This is a genomic window from Dyadobacter sp. HNCC25DJ184, from assembly GCF_056895215.1.
On the sequence record NZ_JBXHAQ010000017.1, the window covers coordinates 76,015 to 94,017 of the forward strand.

At 41.9% G+C, this 18,003-nt stretch carries 14 protein-coding genes; 11 read left to right on the top strand and 3 right to left on the bottom strand.

Annotation, left to right across the window (positions count from 1 at the left end):
- Window positions 1–34: 34 nt before the first annotated feature.
- The gene (locus AC1XUD_RS22160) at window positions 35–589 is read right to left on the bottom strand and encodes a DinB family protein (protein ID WP_483363213.1); all 555 of its coding nucleotides are present in this window, start codon (window positions 587–589) and stop codon (window positions 35–37) included.
- A 220-nt stretch (window positions 590–809) separates the two neighbouring features.
- On the opposite strand from AC1XUD_RS22160, the gene AC1XUD_RS22165 reads away from it, so the two are divergent.
- The 3 genes from AC1XUD_RS22165 (at window position 810) to AC1XUD_RS22175 (ending at window position 4,441) form a co-directional block, all read left to right on the top strand.
- Complete coding sequence (locus AC1XUD_RS22165; RefSeq protein ID WP_483363214.1) at window positions 810–1,412, top strand: DUF4136 domain-containing protein; 603 nt, start codon at window positions 810–812, stop codon at window positions 1,410–1,412.
- 37 nt (window positions 1,413–1,449) lie between these two features.
- On the top strand, window positions 1,450–2,115 hold the full coding sequence (locus AC1XUD_RS22170; protein ID WP_483363215.1) for a hypothetical protein: 666 nt from the start codon (window positions 1,450–1,452) through the stop codon (window positions 2,113–2,115).
- 169 nt (window positions 2,116–2,284) lie between these two features.
- The gene (locus tag AC1XUD_RS22175) at window positions 2,285–4,441 is read left to right on the top strand and encodes a hypothetical protein (RefSeq protein ID WP_483363216.1); all 2,157 of its coding nucleotides are present in this window, start codon (window positions 2,285–2,287) and stop codon (window positions 4,439–4,441) included.
- 93 nt (window positions 4,442–4,534) lie between these two features.
- Here AC1XUD_RS22175 and pheA read toward each other — a convergent pair whose 3' ends face one another.
- Window positions 4,535–5,611, bottom strand: a complete 1,077-nt coding sequence (pheA, locus tag AC1XUD_RS22180) for a prephenate dehydratase (protein WP_483363217.1) — start codon at window positions 5,609–5,611, stop codon at window positions 4,535–4,537.
- Between the two features lie 43 nt (window positions 5,612–5,654).
- A complete protein-coding gene (locus tag AC1XUD_RS22185) occupies window positions 5,655–7,529 on the bottom strand; it encodes a DNA topoisomerase IV subunit B (protein WP_483363218.1) in 1,875 nt (624 codons plus the stop codon).
- A 276-nt stretch (window positions 7,530–7,805) separates the two neighbouring features.
- On the opposite strand from AC1XUD_RS22185, the gene AC1XUD_RS22190 reads away from it, so the two are divergent.
- Genes AC1XUD_RS22190 through AC1XUD_RS22225 form a run of 8 tightly spaced genes read left to right on the top strand, consistent with a single transcriptional unit; the run spans window position 7,806 to window position 17,985 of the window.
- Entirely contained in the window at window positions 7,806–10,289 is a 2,484-nt protein-coding gene (locus tag AC1XUD_RS22190) for an SLBB domain-containing protein (RefSeq protein ID WP_483363219.1), read from the top strand.
- A gap of 2 nt (window positions 10,290–10,291) precedes the next feature.
- The gene (locus tag AC1XUD_RS22195; RefSeq protein ID WP_483363220.1) at window positions 10,292–11,356 is read left to right on the top strand and encodes a hypothetical protein; all 1,065 of its coding nucleotides are present in this window, start codon (window positions 10,292–10,294) and stop codon (window positions 11,354–11,356) included.
- A 9-nt stretch (window positions 11,357–11,365) separates the two neighbouring features.
- Window positions 11,366–12,193: an ABC transporter permease gene (locus tag AC1XUD_RS22200; RefSeq protein ID WP_483363221.1), complete on the top strand. Its 828-nt coding sequence runs from the start codon at window positions 11,366–11,368 to the stop codon at window positions 12,191–12,193.
- An 18-nt stretch (window positions 12,194–12,211) separates the two neighbouring features.
- Window positions 12,212–13,462, top strand: a complete 1,251-nt coding sequence (locus AC1XUD_RS22205) for an ABC transporter ATP-binding protein (protein WP_483363222.1) — start codon at window positions 12,212–12,214, stop codon at window positions 13,460–13,462.
- A complete protein-coding gene (locus AC1XUD_RS22210; RefSeq protein ID WP_483363223.1) occupies window positions 13,455–14,537 on the top strand; it encodes a DegT/DnrJ/EryC1/StrS family aminotransferase in 1,083 nt (360 codons plus the stop codon). The genes AC1XUD_RS22205 and AC1XUD_RS22210 overlap by 8 nt, the downstream gene beginning before the upstream one ends.
- Before the next feature lie 4 nt (window positions 14,538–14,541).
- Complete coding sequence (locus AC1XUD_RS22215; protein ID WP_483363224.1) at window positions 14,542–16,587, top strand: glycosyltransferase family 39 protein; 2,046 nt, start codon at window positions 14,542–14,544, stop codon at window positions 16,585–16,587.
- A 38-nt stretch (window positions 16,588–16,625) separates the two neighbouring features.
- Complete coding sequence (locus tag AC1XUD_RS22220) at window positions 16,626–17,324, top strand: WbqC family protein (RefSeq protein WP_483363225.1); 699 nt, start codon at window positions 16,626–16,628, stop codon at window positions 17,322–17,324.
- Window position 17,325: 1 nt separating this feature from the next.
- Entirely contained in the window at window positions 17,326–17,985 is a 660-nt protein-coding gene (locus AC1XUD_RS22225; RefSeq protein ID WP_483363226.1) for an acetyltransferase, read from the top strand.
- Window positions 17,986–18,003 lie beyond the last annotated feature (18 nt).

The following is an 18,003-nucleotide window of genomic DNA, read 5'->3' on the forward strand; positions in this document are numbered from 1 at the left end:
GCTTTTTTAGAATGCATTTGAGGACATTATCAGATCAATAAAAATCATCCTCGTCGTTGAAACTTCCTTCGCTGTCAAAGCCTCCGAAGTCATCTTCCATCGCCATGGATTTAAGTGCTTTTTTGATCAGACTTACCTGGCCAGTGTGATATACATCGTGATGTATCAGACTGTGTATCAAAGTATAATATGAATAATCTCTTCCAGGAACATATTCCTCCAGGAATTCATCGTTTTCGATTTTTTCCAATTCAGAGATCAACTCTTCTTGCGAAAGGCTCAACTCCATCTGGATTGCCTCCCACTCGAACTCATCCACAACCGGCAATTTCTTCCAGTCCCTATCTTTCGTTTTGATATCAAATTCCTTGTCGCCTTGCAGTTTCCTGACCGTAAAAATCCGCCAGGTAGTCATGTGATATACTATTTCTGCAATAGAATGGGTCGACTCGCTAAGCCTTCTTTCAGCCAGTTTTGGAGTTACCTCTCTTAACGCTTCCACTACTGAGGGGCCATACCAAGCCTCTTCACTCTCATATGTATCGTTAAGTAAATCTATGATTCTTAAAATTTCTTCCTTCGTTTCCATAGTTAATTTACGTCCTGAGCCCAAAATTACATTGTTTGAGTCAATTAAAACCTATTTTCCCAATCCCATATTTCAAAATTGTTGTTGCAACCAATTTACTCTTTTTATGATCTGTTTAAAAAAGTGGCAGATCTCGAAAGTGATGAGATATTGCCGGAAAATAAAATGTTCATTTCCAAATTTCGTTTATCAGTAACAATAGCATTCCATACAAATCAAAATGTTAAAAAAAACTTTTTTATTAATCGCCCTTTTTGCATTCGGGCTTTTCGGATGTTCAAAAGACCCTATCAGTGATTTATCAACTGAGGAAACACTGGTTTATATCACGAACAATGACAAAACCACTGATTTTAAAACCTTTAAGACTTTCAGTATTGTTGACTCCGTAACGATCATTGAGAATAACAGAACCGGAAAAGATTTGACAGATCTGGATAAGGATATGCTTCAGGCCATCATCACCAACATGAAAAACCTGGGCTACACCTATGTCAGCAAAAATGATAAACCAGATGTTGGCATTGATGCTGCCTGGATCAGTAATACTTATCTAAATGTGGTTTCAACGCCCGGGTACGGTGGTAGCTATTGGGGCGGCGGATATGGCTATGGATATCCAAGTTACTACCAATATTATGAAACCAACGAAACATACTGGATGATATCCATGCTTGATTTCAAACATCCTGACACGGCCAATAAAAGCTATAATGTGGTATGGAATGGACAAATCAACGGAGCCGGTATCAATGACACGCAATATGTTGATACAATGGTAAACTCAATTTTCAGCCAATCTCCCTACCTGAAAATCAACTAGTCGCGGAGGAAAACCCATAGTTAAAATTTTGAATTCAATGAAAAACGCAATTCTCGCTACCGTTATGCTGGCGATTTCCATATGCAGTTCCCAGGCTCAGGACGCGCCTAAGCCAAAACTATATACACTCGCTTCCCCTTTTGATCGATATACCCATTATCTGGCAACGTTCAGGTTTGCAGCTGCAACTCCGGTCGGCAACTTCTCGGACGGATATATCGACAAAACTTCCTTTAGAAACTTCTCAGCATCCATGGAATGGGTTCTGCAAAGCCCCATTTCAATTGGCGGTGAGATCGGATCTTCGTATTTTGAAAAGAGAATTCCGCGAACCGTCGTAGAAGATAACGGGCAGACGATTTCCGCTGTACAAACCCGGACTTTGACGCAATATCCAATCCAGGGATTTGTAAATTATCGCCTTGCTCCGAGAAATGCGATGATTCAGCCCTATGTACAGGTGAGCGGAGGGGTGAGCATTGTGGACTTCACCAACTATTATGGAAGTCTGGCAGATCAGCAACAAAAAGCAAGTTTCACATATGGAGTGGGAGCAGGTTCAAAATTCCTTTTTAAGAAAGACGGCTCGTGGGGCGCGGATGTTCGCGTTAAATATGCTGCCACCACTTTTAAATATGATTTAGTCGACAAGGGCATATCCTCTATCAACACCTCGGTTGGTATTTTCTATAGATGGTGGTAAATTGGCTGGATAAGTAAGGGCCCGGAGCGATTAGCGTGAAGGATTAAAAGGTTAACGGTCAAATGTTAGCCCTCTGATCCGTTAAAAGGCCGACCTTCCATGTTCAATTGACTAGCACTTCACCCATCAAAATCAACTAACTTTTCCAAAATTGTCAAAAGTCAATATTTTGCAAAAACACACTATCCTATGGATCTCCGCATTGCTCTTCGTGGCCGCAGGAGGATCTTTTTGGGCATGGAATCGCTTTGGGCCATCACATTCCAAGTCATACGAAGAAGTTATAAAAAACCAAGAATTGTTCGCGACCACGATCGACTCAGCCTCTCATAGCTGCGATCTGGAGGTAAGGCGTTATAAGCAAATTGGCAAAGAACTGCAGTTTGAACTGGCAGCAAACGCGAGCGGTTTGGCTCCATATGATGTAGAAGTCTCGCAAAATGGAAAAGTCCAGTCATTCAAGAGTGTTCCGCATCGTTATGGTATTTGGCTAACATTACCCTCGTTAAAACTTGCCTCTGGTTCGGCAGAAATTAAAGTGACGAGTTTGGGACAGGCTGGATGTGCAACAACTGCACGATTTACTTACGACGAAAAAAAAGTAAATGAGATCCTCGCCGAAAATCAATGGATTCGGCAAGGAAGCAAGGATAATTGGCTGGATATCAGGCCAGTTTCCAAAAATGGAAAGGTATACCTCACTGATTTTGCTGACTACGAAGACGGCAGGACGAAAGTTGTGTTAATTGATGGAATTCAGGTGAAAGATCTGAAAAACGGTATTGAAGTGAAACCCGGTTATCTGTATTCTGTAACAGCCAGGTGGATTGACGCACCCTATAACGATTGGTGGAATAAATTGAGAAACCGGGCTGTCCGACAACAGAATATATGGATCACCCCAGTCGCTTCCACCAAGTCAGAAGCTTCGGATTTAACTAAAATTGAGATACCATCCTGGTTCCGGCCTTCAAGTACTACCAATGCTATTTTCGACACACTCTTTCCGGAATTCGACCCGATCAAAGGAAAAATTGTAGCGCAACATCATCTGAACGATTATGTACCAGACGAGAATTACTTCAAAAGAGGAATCAACTACATAAGAAATCCGGTTACTGACGTCCCGCCGCAACGCCAGCATTGGACTTCCACGGCAAATCATTTTGCAGATCAGAAGGAAGACTGGTTTGGCAGTATATCAAAAAAGGAGGCTGAAGATCGAGCAGCAATCCCTGATTTTGGAATATATGCGCTGGACTATGAATATTGGAACCAGAATTACACCGACAGCGTCAAGCAAAGATTGATATGGTTTACGAACAAAATAAAAAAGGATCATCCAAATACACTGCTTTTTGACTACTGGGGCGGCGGTGCGTACATCAACAAGCATATCACAACGATGGGTGAACATAAGCCACTCGATTTCGTTAAAGATTATAGTGACCCGAAGCCAAACACACCCAATTTCGAGCCGTTGGCAAATGGTCAAAGTCTTAAATCGGCCTACGATATTACGCCTGTGGATGTATATGCCAAACCGATGTTCCCAATGGACGAAGCCGGAAATACCGCTTACAATTTCACCCTTTTGTCGGCCATCCACTCCCTGAGAATCAACAAATTGATCCCGTTTCAGAAAGATAACAAGTTCATTTTTTACGGATGGAACCGATATCAGCCTTTATATGGAGATCCGATTGTGCCCTGGAATCTCCGGACAACGGAGCCGAAGGGTGAGCTTGTGTTAAACCAAATGGAAATGATTCCGGCCAGCCAGGCGATGGCTTTGTCGATGTTCTCGCTGATTCTTTTCGACGGCTATTATTTATGGAGTGACTGGGGCGTTTTCGGAAAAGATCCAAATGGATATTATATTCCAAAAAAAGGTGAAGGTTACGGGATGGAATGGTATCCTGATGACTCCAGGTCTCCTGTTTCTGCATTAAGAAAAGGTGCTCGTACAAAATCTGAGTCAGCCCCTTTTTGGGATTACCCAACGGAGTATTATGTTCTGGGCAACTGGATGTCCAAACAAGTTGAAGATATCATTGTCGGTGGTTCGAACGTTGATCTTCCCTTTAAATCGCAAGGAAACTGGGTTATTCCAAAAAAAGAACAAGTCCTGCTGTCTATGAACGAAAAGCAGCCTTTTGTAACATCTATCGTCAAAGGCAATAAAATCGCCGTCTTAGCCGTCGACTCATTTCAATCGCCCACAGCAGAAAAGAAAGTAGATATCAAACTTCCTGATGGTACCGAAACAACGATAAGCCTATATGGCAACTGGCCGGTTTTGTATCGGGGAACGTTGAAGAAGTAAGGAAAATTGGATTAATGGTTAAAAGGTGAAAGGGGCAGGGCTAGCCACTTTCACCCCTTCACCTTACAACGCGTTTTCACCGCTAACCGTTTTTTACCCCGATACCTGCACGTAACTTCCCAACCATTTCAGGTGAGAACCATATTTGTACATTATTTCTTTTACGCCTTCGTCTTCAATATGACCGAGGAATTCAACGAGGAACCAGGCACTGAAAGTGGCTTGTCCCCTGATCGGGCGGCTTTCAATTTTGGTCAGGTTAATACCCCGGTCGTTAAAATCCTTCAGGAAATCATATAATATCCCTGGTCGGTTCGTGTTTGGAAGGTTGGCGATGATGGTTGTTTTGTCTGCCTCGCTTTTTGCATTTACTACATCTTTGGCCAAAATCAGGAACCTTGTTTTATTCTGATCGCTATCTTCAATATTTTCGAATAGCATTGGTACGCCGAAAAGACGTGCGGATATAGGTGAGCAGATCGCCGCCGAATGAGGATCCTGAGAGGCCAGAAGAGCCGCTTTGGAAGTAGACTCTACCGGCAATAACTCTACTCCTTCCCTGTCCAGATACTCATATATAAACTTTCCACATTGGCGGAAGGCAATATCTTTTGAATAGATGCGCTTGATATTCCGAAGCGAATCGGCTTGGGCTGCAAAGGCAAAGTTGATAGGTAATAGCAGCTCAGCAACAATAGTTAGATTCTTTTCTCTCAAATAGTCCACCGTTTCGACCACAATCCCTTCCTGATTATTCTCAATCGGAACCACACCAAATTTGGCGCGACCAGTTTCAACGCTTTCAAAAACAGAATGAATTGTTGGCAAAACAAGATATTCACTCATTGCACCGAAACGGCTTTCTGCTGCCTGGTGCGTAAAACTTCCTTCAGGGCCGAGATATGAGATCCGTTCGGGTAATTCCATATTTCTGGAAACTGCGAAAATCTCAAAGAATATAGCGTCAATTGCTTGTTGATTGAGCAGTCCGGTATTCTTTTTCCCTAATCTTTCTAAAATCTGCTTCTCCCGCTCCGGCCTGTAAATAATAGTATTTGAAGACCTTTTTAAATCGCCCACCTTCTTAACCAGCTCCATGCGCTCATTGAGTATGTCCAATAGCTGGTCATCCAAATAATCTATCCGCTCTCTTAAATCTTCTAATTTCACAAAAACAACTTATAAAATATGGTGGTCTAAACTATTCAATTGCTTATCCGACAATCGCTAACTCTTCAATATTCTTTTCAATTTTAAGATTATCAATAATAAATCGCTGCCTGTCGGGTGTGTTTTTGCCCATATAATAGGTCAGCAATTTCTGAATCGACATTTCCTTCTGAAGAATGATTGGCTCAAGGTGCATATCCTCGCCAATAAACTTACCGAACTCCTCGGGCGAAATCTCTCCTAATCCTTTGAAGCGCGTAATTTCGGGTTTATTTCCGAGCTTATTTACGGCGGCCTGTTTTTCCTCTTCCGAATAGCAATATATCGTTTCCTTTTTATTCCGGACCCTGAAAAGTGGTGTCTCCAACACGAAAAGATGGCCATTCCGCACCAGATCGGGGAAAAACTGCAGGAAGAAAGTCATCAACAGCAACCGAATGTGCATGCCGTCCACATCTGCATCCGTCGCGATTACGATCCTGTTGAATCTTAAATTTTCAACCCCAATTTCAATATCAAGCGCATGTTGAAGAAGGTTAAACTCCTCATTCTCATACACTATCTTCTTTGTGAGCCCAAAACAATTTAAAGGCTTGCCTCTCAAGCTAAATACTGCCTGAGTCTGGATATTTCTTGATTTCGTAATAGATCCACTCGCAGAGTCTCCCTCCGTCACAAAAAGGGTACTTTCATACCTTGAATCACTTTTGAGATCCGTCAAGTGAATGCGACAGTCTCTTAACTTCTTATTATGCAAATTGGCCTTTTTGGCACGCTCGTTGGCCAGCTTTTTGATCCCAGCCAGTTCTTTCCGCTCCCGCTCCGACTGTTCGATCCTTTTCTTCATCGCATCCCTTGTTTCCGGGTGCATATGCAGATAATTATCTAACCTTTCTTTTATGAAATCATTGATAAAAGTGCGGACCGTCGTGCTGTTTGGATCCGGTGTAATGGTGTTGGAACCCAGTTTTGTTTTGGTTTGAGACTCAAAAACAGGTTCCTGTATCCGAACCGCTATCGCTCCTATAATCGACGCCCTGACATCCTCCGGAGCATAATCTTTACCGAAGTGTTCGCGAACCGCACGCACTATAGACTCTCTGAAAGAAACCAAATGCGTACCTCCCTGAGTAGTATATTGGCCGTTTACGAAAGAATAATATTCCTCGCCATATTGATTACCGTGAGTTAGCGCAAACTCGATATCTTCCCCTTTTAAATGGATTATCGGATATCGTATCGACTCCTCGTCAGATTTGCTTTGCAGGAGATCGAGCAACCCATTTTGAGATATAAATTTTTGCCCGTTGAAATTAATGGTAAGACCTGCGTTCAGATAGCAATAATTCCAGATCATGTTATTCAGATATTGAGGTATGTATCTGAAATTTTTAAATATCACGCCGTCCGGTTCGAAGACCATCAAAGTTCCATTCCGCTGATTTGTAGCTTCCTCTCCCGATTCATGGGTGATCACTCCCTGATGAAACTCGGCAAGTTTATATTTTCCGTCCCGAAAAGATTGTACCTTAAAATAATTAGAAAGTGCGTTCACCGCTTTGGTACCCACCCCATTCAATCCCACCGATTTCTGGAAAGCTCCTGAGTCGTACTTCCCACCCGTATTAATTTTCGAAACACAGTCGACTACTTTGCCAAGAGGAATACCTCTACCATAGTCCCGTACTTCCACACGATGCTCTGATATTTTAATTTCGATGGTTTTTCCGTTTCCCATCATGTGTTCATCGATCGAATTGTCGACTATCTCCTTCACCAGTACATATATACCGTCATCTATGGACGACCCGTCGCCCAACTTACCAATATACATTCCGGGACGAAGACGGATATGTTCTTTCCAATCCAGTGACCTGATACTATCCTCGTCGTATTGAACGTTAGTGGTATTGTCCATATGTTATAAATGATTCAAAAAAATGCTCGTTTTAAATTTCCGCAATCTTTATTTTTCAAGACTTTGGCAAATCTAATATTTTAAAATTAACTTTGCGTTACAAAGTACTTTCAATACGGTTGCTAGAAATTCTTTAAAAATAGGAAAAATCTAATTTACTTTGCCGGTAATATGGAAATCGTAATTAGCGCTTAAACCTGAAGAAGAATCAAAAATAGCAACTCTATTAATGGTTTTAACAAATTCAAGGTATTTCCTGGTACAATATTAACTTATATGAACAGATTCAAGTTGGCAAAACCTTTTAGATACATTTTACCGTATTTATTTAGCCTTTCACTCACACTACCGTCTTTTGCCCAGGTTTTGGCACCCGCTCCACAAGCACCCACAACTACTAACGCACCCTCTACCGGCCTGCCTCAAACAGGCAACCAGACTGGCAACAATACCAATCAGGGGAAATTGAGCCCTAATGCCCAGCAAGCCGCTCAGCAGGCAGCAGACGCCAAGCTGACGGATAAGGCAAAAAGCACCTCAAATTCCGATTCAAAGGTTCAGGATGGTCAGGATCAAAGTAAGATAAACGAAAACACTACCGCAACTTTGAGCCCGGAAGAAAAAGCCAAAGCAGAATTTCGTGCAAAAATATACGGATCCTCAGTTTTTGCAGACAAAAATTACAATCCGATCCCTGATTTTCAGATCAGTACCCCAACTAACTACATTGTCGGTTCAGGAGATCAGCTCAATATTTATTTATACAACTACGCGCAGGCTACCTATGAAGTGACGGTAAATCGTGATGGCTTTATTACGATTCCTCGAGTTGGAAACGTTTTCGTTGCAGGCCGTACCATTGAAGAAGTAAGGAAAATATTAATCGACAAGTTCTCCAAATTCACACCCGGATTGATAGGTACTGACGGCTCAGGCCCTCAAACCAAATTAATGGTGACCTTAGGAGAAATCAGGACCGTAAAAGTTTTTGTAACAGGAGAAGTCCTCAATCCCGGAGCATACGAGCTTTCCTCACTCGGATCAGCCTTTAACGCACTATACCTCGCCGGCGGACCGAACGAAATCGGATCATTCCGTGATATTCGGGTTGTTCGTAACGGAAAGGTTGTGAGCCACTTAGATATTTATGGTTTACTGTCAAACGGAAAAATTGATGGCGACATCCGTGTTCAGGACAATGATAATATTATAGTTGGTTATTATCTCAAAAGAGTAGAAGTAGCCGGACAAGTAAAAAGGCCGGGTATTTTCGAGTTAAAACCGGAAGAGAAACTTCAAAACACCTTGGCTTACGCTGGTGGATTTGCCGATAAAGCATATCGTGCCCGTGTTAAAATTCAGCGGATTACGTCGAAAGAGAGAAAGATTTTGGACGTTCCTGAAGAGGAGTTTCCAACATTTGATGTTGCCACGGGGGACTCAATTAGTGTAGAAGCGATTCTTGACCGATTTGATAACATTGTAACAATAGAAGGAGCAGTGATGCGACCTGGTAATTATGCGCTGGAAAACAGTCCATCACTTAGAAAGCTGATCGACAACGCCCAGGGATTACGTGAGGATGCATTCGTTGGTCGGGTTAACGTTCTTCGGACAAGAACTGACTTAACCATTGAAAATATATCCCTTAATTACTCAGATATATTAAATAATACGGTTCCCGATCTGATATTGAACCGCCTGGATCAAATCATTATCCCTTCAAAATTCGAAATGGCGCAGGCTGCCCATATAAGTGTCGAGGGAGAGGTAAACAATACAAAATTCAGTGACAATGAGGGTAAATTTGCGTATACCTCTAATATGACCCTTGAAGACGCATTATTGCTTGCGGGAGGCTTCAAAGAGTCGGCCTATGTATCCGAAGTTGAAATTGTGAGACGTAAAAGAAACAGTGTTGCTGGTATTGCTAACGCCCAGATTGCCGAGATCTATAAGTTCAACGTCAATCGCGACCTCTCAATAAATAACAATGAGACCAATTTTGTTCTATTTCCGTTCGATCAGATCATCGTTCGTAAATCGCCTAACTATGTTGAGCAACAATTGGTATTCGTGGAAGGTGAAGTACTCATAACCGGTACTTTTGGTATTGTTAACAAGAACGACAAGATAAGTGACGTCATCAAACGTGCCGGTGGTTTAACTGAACTTGCCTACCCTGAAGGAGCAACTCTTTTGAGAAGGACGATTGTTAAAAGTTTGGAGGCTCCAACCGACTATCAGGCGGAACTTGCTTCAGAGAATAGTATCAAGAAGGGAACTATCATCGGGGATCAACCTAACGTGAAGGAGGAATCTATCGGTATTAAACTGAAAAGCATTCTAAAAAATCCCGGCTCTTTCGAAGATCTGATTCTTCAGGAAGGTGATATCATCCGAATACCTAAAAGACTTGAAACAGTACAGGTAAATGGTCAGGTTTTGTATCCAACCACCGTTAAGTATGGTAAAGGTTTGAACTTCCTTGATTATATATCTCAATCGGGAGGATTCACAACCGCCTCATTGAGAAAGAGCTCTTACATTAAATATCCAAATGGAAATGTTGACAGAACGAGAAGATACTTATTCTTCAATGTCTATCCAAAAGTAGAGCCAGGATCAGAAATTTACGTTCCGCAGCGCGCTGCACCAACACTTACACCTCAACAGGCCATTTCGACAACTACGGGTATATTGACATCCATTATGTCCTTGATCCTGGCTGTATTAGCCTTCCGCTCAATCAATAATTAATTATGTCACAAACAGTTCAACAAGTTCCTGACGATCAACTTACGCCCAAGGAGGTAGTACAGAAGCTCGTCGATATAAAAGATGCCCTTCTCAGGAACTGGAAGGCGTTGATTATCGTCCCTCTTCTTGGCTTTGGGATCGGCTATGCACTTGATTTATACCTTAAAGAACCAGATACTTTTGATGCAGAGGTTGTTTTTAACCTTGGTGGGGGAAATCAAAATTCAGGGTTAGGCGATCTGTCCGGTCTGCTTGGACTGGGGTCGACTCCTGATGCCAATATATTCACTGGTGAAAACTTTTTTTACTTCGTAAAATCAAGACCGGTTCTTGAGCGTAATCTGATGAAGGAAGTGGATGTGAAAGGCCAAAAAACTATCCTTGCCAACTATTACATTGAAACAAGCGGCATCATCGATGACGAATGGGAAGAACGTCCGGATATTCACAAATTCAGATTTAAGGACAATGATCCTGCGAAAATGGATCTGGAAAGCAGACGGATACTGAATGAGCTCGTTAAAAAAGTGGCAGATCAGACTGAAATTGCAAACCTGGATCGGAAATCGTCATTCATTTCGTTGTCGGCGAATATGCAGGATGAACTCTTGACCGGACTTTGGGTAACCAATCTTTTGGAAACCGTTGAAGAACTATATACGGAAAACCAGACTCAGAAAACCCGCAAAACACTCAATCTGCTTCAACATCGCGCTGACTCGCTGGCGAGCGTCTTAGGAATTACAGAACACAAGCTGGCCAGACAAATGGACTATAGTCAACAGATTATATTGCCGGAAGCGCAGATTCAAACAAAAAGTATCGAACGCAAATCATCGTTTCTTCAGTCGCTGTATTACGAGGCCATTGGAAGTGCAGAAAAAATGCGCGTCTCTCTTGTTCGTGAAGCTCCGCTTTTTACAAAAATTGAAGATATCAAAATACCATTAGATAGAAGACTACAGACCAAAACAAGGGCAAAAATCGGTGCGCTGGCCGGGTTGCTTGTTGCTTTTATCTTTATTTATTTCAGAACTATTTTTGCAACGGTTCCCAAAAAGGCATAATCATACTATATGCAACATACTATTACTATTAAAGCCGGAGGGTCGGAAAAAGATTATTGGAAGGATTTATGGCTTAACAGGCAGTTGCTCTGGATTCTGTCCAAACGTGATATTTCCGTTAGATATAAACAAACATTACTGGGGGTTGCGTGGAGCGTGCTTCGGCCTTTGATGACCACGACCGTGATGGTCTTTGTATTTAGCTACCTCGCCAAAACAAAAGGTGATCCAAATATTCCATACCCGCTGGGAGTCTTGAGTGCCCTCACGATATGGACATTCTTTTCCAATACTTTTACACAAATCAGTAACAGTATTCTGATTAATTCAAATCTGGTCTCAAAAGTATATTTTCCGCGATTGCTGATGCCGCTGAGCTCCATAGCTGTGGGCTTTATGGACTTTATCATCGCCTTTGGGATATTCCTGATTATGACCCTGTTTTTTCAGTACCCAATCAGCATGAATATCGTCTTTCTGCCTTTCTTCATTATTCTTACGTTCGTCACCTCTTTGGGATTTGGTTTGTTCTTCGCAGTGTTGAATGTCAAATTCAGGGATATTGGCCAGCTGATTCCATTTATGGTTCAAGTCGGTATGTATGTATGCCCTGTTGCATATAGCAGTGCTTTAGCAAAAGGAACCTGGTTTGAAAAGTACTATAACCTCAACCCGCTCGTTGGCATAATTGATGGCTTTAAATGGTGTCTCTTGGGTGATAACGCTTATTTCAATCCTCAAAGCCTGTATTCGACCGCTATTATCTCGTTTTCAATTTTGGTACTTTCAGTGGTTTATTTCCGCAAAAAGGAGAAAACGTTCGTTGATCATCTTTGATAATCTTTATTTTTGTACATGTCTGTAATTGTAGCTGAAAATATCAGTAAAAAATATATTATCGATCACCAACGTAAAAAGGGGGGATCGAGCCTTAGGGATATTGTTTCGGAAACGATGGACAAATGGTTTTCGACGGGCAATAACTCTGAGGAAAAAGAGGAATTTTGGGCTTTAAAGGATATTAGCTTCAGTATAGACAAAGGTGACAGGATAGGCATTGTCGGCCACAACGGTGCAGGCAAATCAACACTTTTAAAGATCCTTAGCCGAATTACCGAACCTACCACTGGCCAAATTAATATTGACGGACGTATCGCCAGCCTTCTTGAAGTAGGAACAGGTTTCCATCCAGAGCTAACCGGCAGAGAGAATATTTTCCTGAATGGTGCTATTTTGGGAATGTCCAAAAATGAGATCAAACAATCTTTTGATGCCATAGTCGATTTTGCAGGTGTTGAGAAATTTCTGGATACTCCTGTAAAAAGATATTCTTCGGGTATGTATGTGCGGCTCGGTTTTGCCATCGCAGCACACTTAAATCCTGAAATTCTGATTGTGGACGAAGTTTTGGCCGTAGGAGATACTGAATTCCAAAAGAAATGCCTTGGTAAGATGCGGGATGTTTCGGAAAGCGGGCGTACACTTATTTTCGTTAGCCATAATCTTACTGCCATTCAGGCGCTTTGTAATAAGTCATTTTATTTTGAAAAAGGCAGGTTGATCGATCAGGGCGAAACTACCCATATCGTTACCAACTATCTGAGCAAAGTGTCGCATAAGTCCCTTGAAAAACATTGGGACAATATCAATGATGCACCGGGAAATGACCAGGTACGCATTAAAAGCTTCAAGCTTTTCCCTGAATATCAGGACTCTCTGACACATATTGATGTCAGAACCCCTATGAATTTCCAATTTGAGTTCTGGAATATGGAGGAAGGTGCTATGCTCAATTTGAGTATGCACTTGTATACCTTCACGGGCGAATGCATATTCAACGTAGGAACTACCGCCGAATCTTTCGGAAAGGGGCTTGTGAAAGGAATTTGTGAAATTCCGGGTAACTTCCTGAACGACGGGTCTTATGTTGTTTCCATGATGATTGTAAAAGATACAAGCACTGTACTTTACAATATGGAAGAGGCGCTGGTTTTTGATATTGAAGACTATCGTGAAAATGTAACCTGGTATGGTAAATGGCCTGGTTATATTCGCCCCCAACTAAATTTTTCTATTCGACAATCTGAACACGTAGTGAATGATTAACGTCACTAAAACATTTTTGCCAGATCAGGAACAGTATATTGAGTATGTTCGTCAGATCTGGGAAAGAGGATATGTAACCAATAACGGTCCCTTACTTCAGCAACTAGAAGCCCAATTAAAGGATTATCTTGAAATTGACGATTTGTATTTTTGTACCAATGGTACGATTGTATTGCAAATTGCCATCAAAGCACTTGAATTAACGGGTGAGATCATCACCACGCCTTTCTCATATTGCGCAACTTCCAACGCGATCATATGGGAAAACTGCACGCCGGTATTTGTAGATATTGATTCCAAAACTTTCAATATCGATCCGAATTTGATCGAAGCTGCGATAACACCTCAAACCGGTGCGATACTTGCGACCCATGTTTATGGTAATCCTTGCGCAATTGAGGAAATTGAAGCCATCGCTTTAAAGCATAATCTTAAGGTGATCTACGACGCGGCTCATGCATTCGGCGTGAAGTATAAAGATCGCTCCCTGCTCTCATATGGTGATTTAAGCACCTGCAGTTTCCATGCAACAAAGGTTTTCCATACAACAGAAGGCGGGTTACTGGTATCCAATATTCCGGCATTAAAAGAAAAATTACACCTTCTGAGAGCTTTTGGTCATCAGGGAGACGAAGTATATCTGTTCGCCGGTGTTAATGGAAAAAATTCGGAATTCCATGCCGCGATGGGCCTATGTAATTTACCACACGTACCCGATATCATTCAGGCTAGAAAAGAGGTATTCGACGCATACGATGGGCTTTTGAATTGGGATATCCTCTTCAAACCCTATCGCGATCCGGCTGTTGAATATAACTATGCCTATTATCCGGTCGTTTTCCCTTCAGAGCAACATTTGAAAGGAGCTATGGAAGCATTGGCTGCGCAGGAAATTATACCCAGAAGGTACTTTTACCCTTCGTTAAATACATTGGCATTTATGCCCAAATACTACAGTTGCCCTGTTTCGGAAGACATTGCGCTTCGGGTAATGTGCCTGCCATTATATGTTGGCCTGTCTACTGAAGATATAGAAAGAATCTCTAAAATTATCAACGATTACTTGTCGTCCTAATCTTATGGATGTCTTATACTGGATTTCCTTTGCCATTTTCTTATATTTTGTCGGACAGGTAGCTTCAAAAATAAGCCAACCGTCTGTAGCTGAATGGTTGATTACCGGATTTATTATTTTTGTCGGAAGCGTCGTTCCAACTGGCTTTGTGCTCTCCGCCCTGAATCTGATTCCAAGCACCCCGTCCTGGATACTTGGTAATTTCCTGTTTCTTGGCATCCACTGGCGACTTTGGACATACCTTTGTCCCCCTCAGCACTACCAGATTTCAACGGTTTTCGCCAATCGTTTCGCCACGTTCCGTGTTTGGACTCGAGAGCTTTCTCCGTATCTGAAATTCATATTCATCCTACTTTTCGGCACATTCGCAATCATCGCGATCACGAATCTTATTCTGGTGCTTTTTACGGTTCCAAATGAATGGGATAGTATGACGGGCCATCTGAACCGGGCCATCCGGTATATTCAGAGAGGAACAATGGCGCACTTTGGCGGTACCAACTGGAATATGGATACCTACCCGCGTAGTGTTACAGCCATTCAGATTTATACCTATCTGATCAGTGGGAAAATAGAGAATGCATTCAAGTTTATTCATCATTCCGCCTACTATATTACGATTCTGGCGGTGTTTGGAACAGCTCAGCGAATTGGAAGGAATTTGTCTGCCAGTATACTCTGCGCGCTTGCATACAGTATGTTTCTGGACTTCCTGATGCAGGCCGTAACAACTGAAACTGATATTGTTCTGACGGCATATCTAAGCTGTTTGATGTACTATCTCTTTACTTTTTACGCCACCAAAGAAAACAAATATCTGTATCTGGCTGGTCTGGTTTTCAGCATCGCCCTTGGTCACAAGATCACATTTGTGTTTTTAATGCCATCTTTCTTTGTCATCACAATTTACACCGTCTTCATTTCGCCTTCCTTCGTCGTGTTCCGAAGTAGATTTGTCAAGTTGGGCTTATCCATTGTATTAGCATCGCTGATCTACACTTTACCTACCGGCTACGTTAAAAATATAATGGTTTTTGGTCATCCGATCGGGCCGCCAACCGCTTTAAAACATCAATCAATCGAACGTGCAGGCTCCCTTTCTAACCTTTTCAAGCAGGGTACCCGGAATGTCGTTCGATATAGTTATGATTTTGTAAATCTCGATGGAATCAAAAATGCGCAGTGGGGCTATGATTTAAATACCATTATCAGAAAACCGATCGTTGTCATTGAGGACAAACTTCGGATGCGCCTGGATGAAGAAACCGATTTTTCAATTGTCCCGTTTACATTTCAAAGAAAATTCGACTATTACAACGCGAATCCGTACTGGGGTGTATTTGGCTTTGCCCTTATTATTCCTTTAATTCTTCTGGTATTCTTCAGAATCCTTTCGTCCCGAGTACACTGGTTTCTTGCCCTGGCATTCATCCTTAATTTCCTGGCGATTGCTTATACGGCGCCTTACGACCCCTTTAAGGGAAGATATTTTATAGAATCGGGCCTGTTTGGAGCCTTATTCTTGCTACTACTCTTCTCTAATCACAGGCTTTCAATTATTAAACCAAGACGCCGCATTTGGAAAGGATATGTAGCTGGTATTATCATTTTAGCATGTGTCTCAGCGGTAATGTCGATATATTTGAATGTTCGCTGTCTGCCATTCGCTGCTTATGGGCATGCTTCTGCTTTAAAAACCGGCAGAATTGAAATGATGACATTCGCCAGGCCGGATATCACGAAGCCTTATCTGGCGTTTGACTCCATTGTTCCGCAAAATGCGACGGTGGCTTTAGCAACCATCAATGATGACTTCGAATATCCCCTTTACGGAAAAGATCTCACCCGGAAACTGATTTCAATTAATCCTTTCGAAGAAGGGTTACGGCCGATTCCGAAGGAAGCAGACTATGTGTTTTACGACAAAAGCGTTATCAACGATACGAGCAAAATCCGGGCATTGCCAACCGATTTGAGACTTGGCAGTGATACCACTCTGGTTGACCTCAATGTCAAAGGCGAAGATTATTATCTTCGTAAACTAAAATAATAGGCGCCTTTTCAAAGCGTCTCCTTACTATACATATCATGACTATTGGCATCATGCAGCCTTATATTTTTCCATATATAGGCTATTTCCAAATGATCAAGGCTGTTGACAAATTCGTAATTTACGACGATGTCAATTTTATAAATAAAGGTTGGATCAATAGAAACAGGATTCTGGTTTCCGGGGCACCTCACCTTTTTACAATACCATTAAAGGAAGCAAGTCAGAATAAACTGATTTTTGAAATCGAACTTTCAACTGATGCATCATGGCGTAAAAAATTGTTAAAAACCATTCAACAGTCCTATCTGAAGGCTCCCAATTACTCAAAGGTTTTTCAACTAATCGAAGAAGTTGTACATTTAGAGGCAGGAAACATTTCAGAACTCAATCTTTACGGGCTGAGAAAAGTGGCGGAATATCTGTCCATTTCAACTGAAATAGTCAACTCGTCCCGTGTTTACGACAACACCCATTTGAAGGGACAGGATCGTATACTGGATATATGCCGGCAGGAAAAAGCAGACCGGTATATCAACGCGATCGGAGGAATGGAGCTTTATGACAAAGCCATTTTTGAATCTGAGAATATTGAACTTTCCTTTATCAAAAGCAAGGAAATAAATTATCCTCAATTTAAAAGTGCTTTTGTACCTTGGCTTTCGACTATTGACGTTCTGATGTTTTGTGACATTGAAAGCATAACAGCGTATTTGGACTTGTACGAACTCATATAAAATGGCCAAAGTAATCTTATTCGGAGTTTTAGATACTGCCGAGCTAGCACACTATTATTTACAGCACGACTCTGAACATGAGGTTGTTGCGTTCACGATCAACAAAGAGTATATCAATGAAGCGTCATTTAAAGGATTGCCTATTGTAGCATTCGAAGACGTTCAGGATTTGTTCTCCCCGACTGATCACAAGTTTTTTGCGCCCATGACAGGTCGTAATATGAACCGGAATCGTGAAGCAATCTATAATCAGGCAAAAGCAAAAGGGTACGAATTCATCTCCTATATCAGCTCCAAAGCGACGGTTTTTGACAAAAGCGTTTTCGGTGATAACTGCTTTATTCTGGAAGACAATACGATTCAGCCATTCACAACTGTCGGTAACAACGTGGTAATGTGGAGCGGAAACCATATTGGTCATCATGGTAGAATACACGATCACGTTTTCTTTACCTCACATGTCGTCATGTCCGGGCATTGCGATATCGGTTCCTACTCGTTCTTCGGCGTAAATGCCACAATTAGGGATTATACCGCCATCGCGCAGGGTACGCTTGTTGGTATGGCGTCTGCTATTACTAAAGAGACTGAGGAGTGGGGAATCTATATTGGTAATCCAGCTAAAAAAGTTCCTGGGAAAAAGAGTTTTGAAGCTTACTGACTAACTTAGCGGGAAATC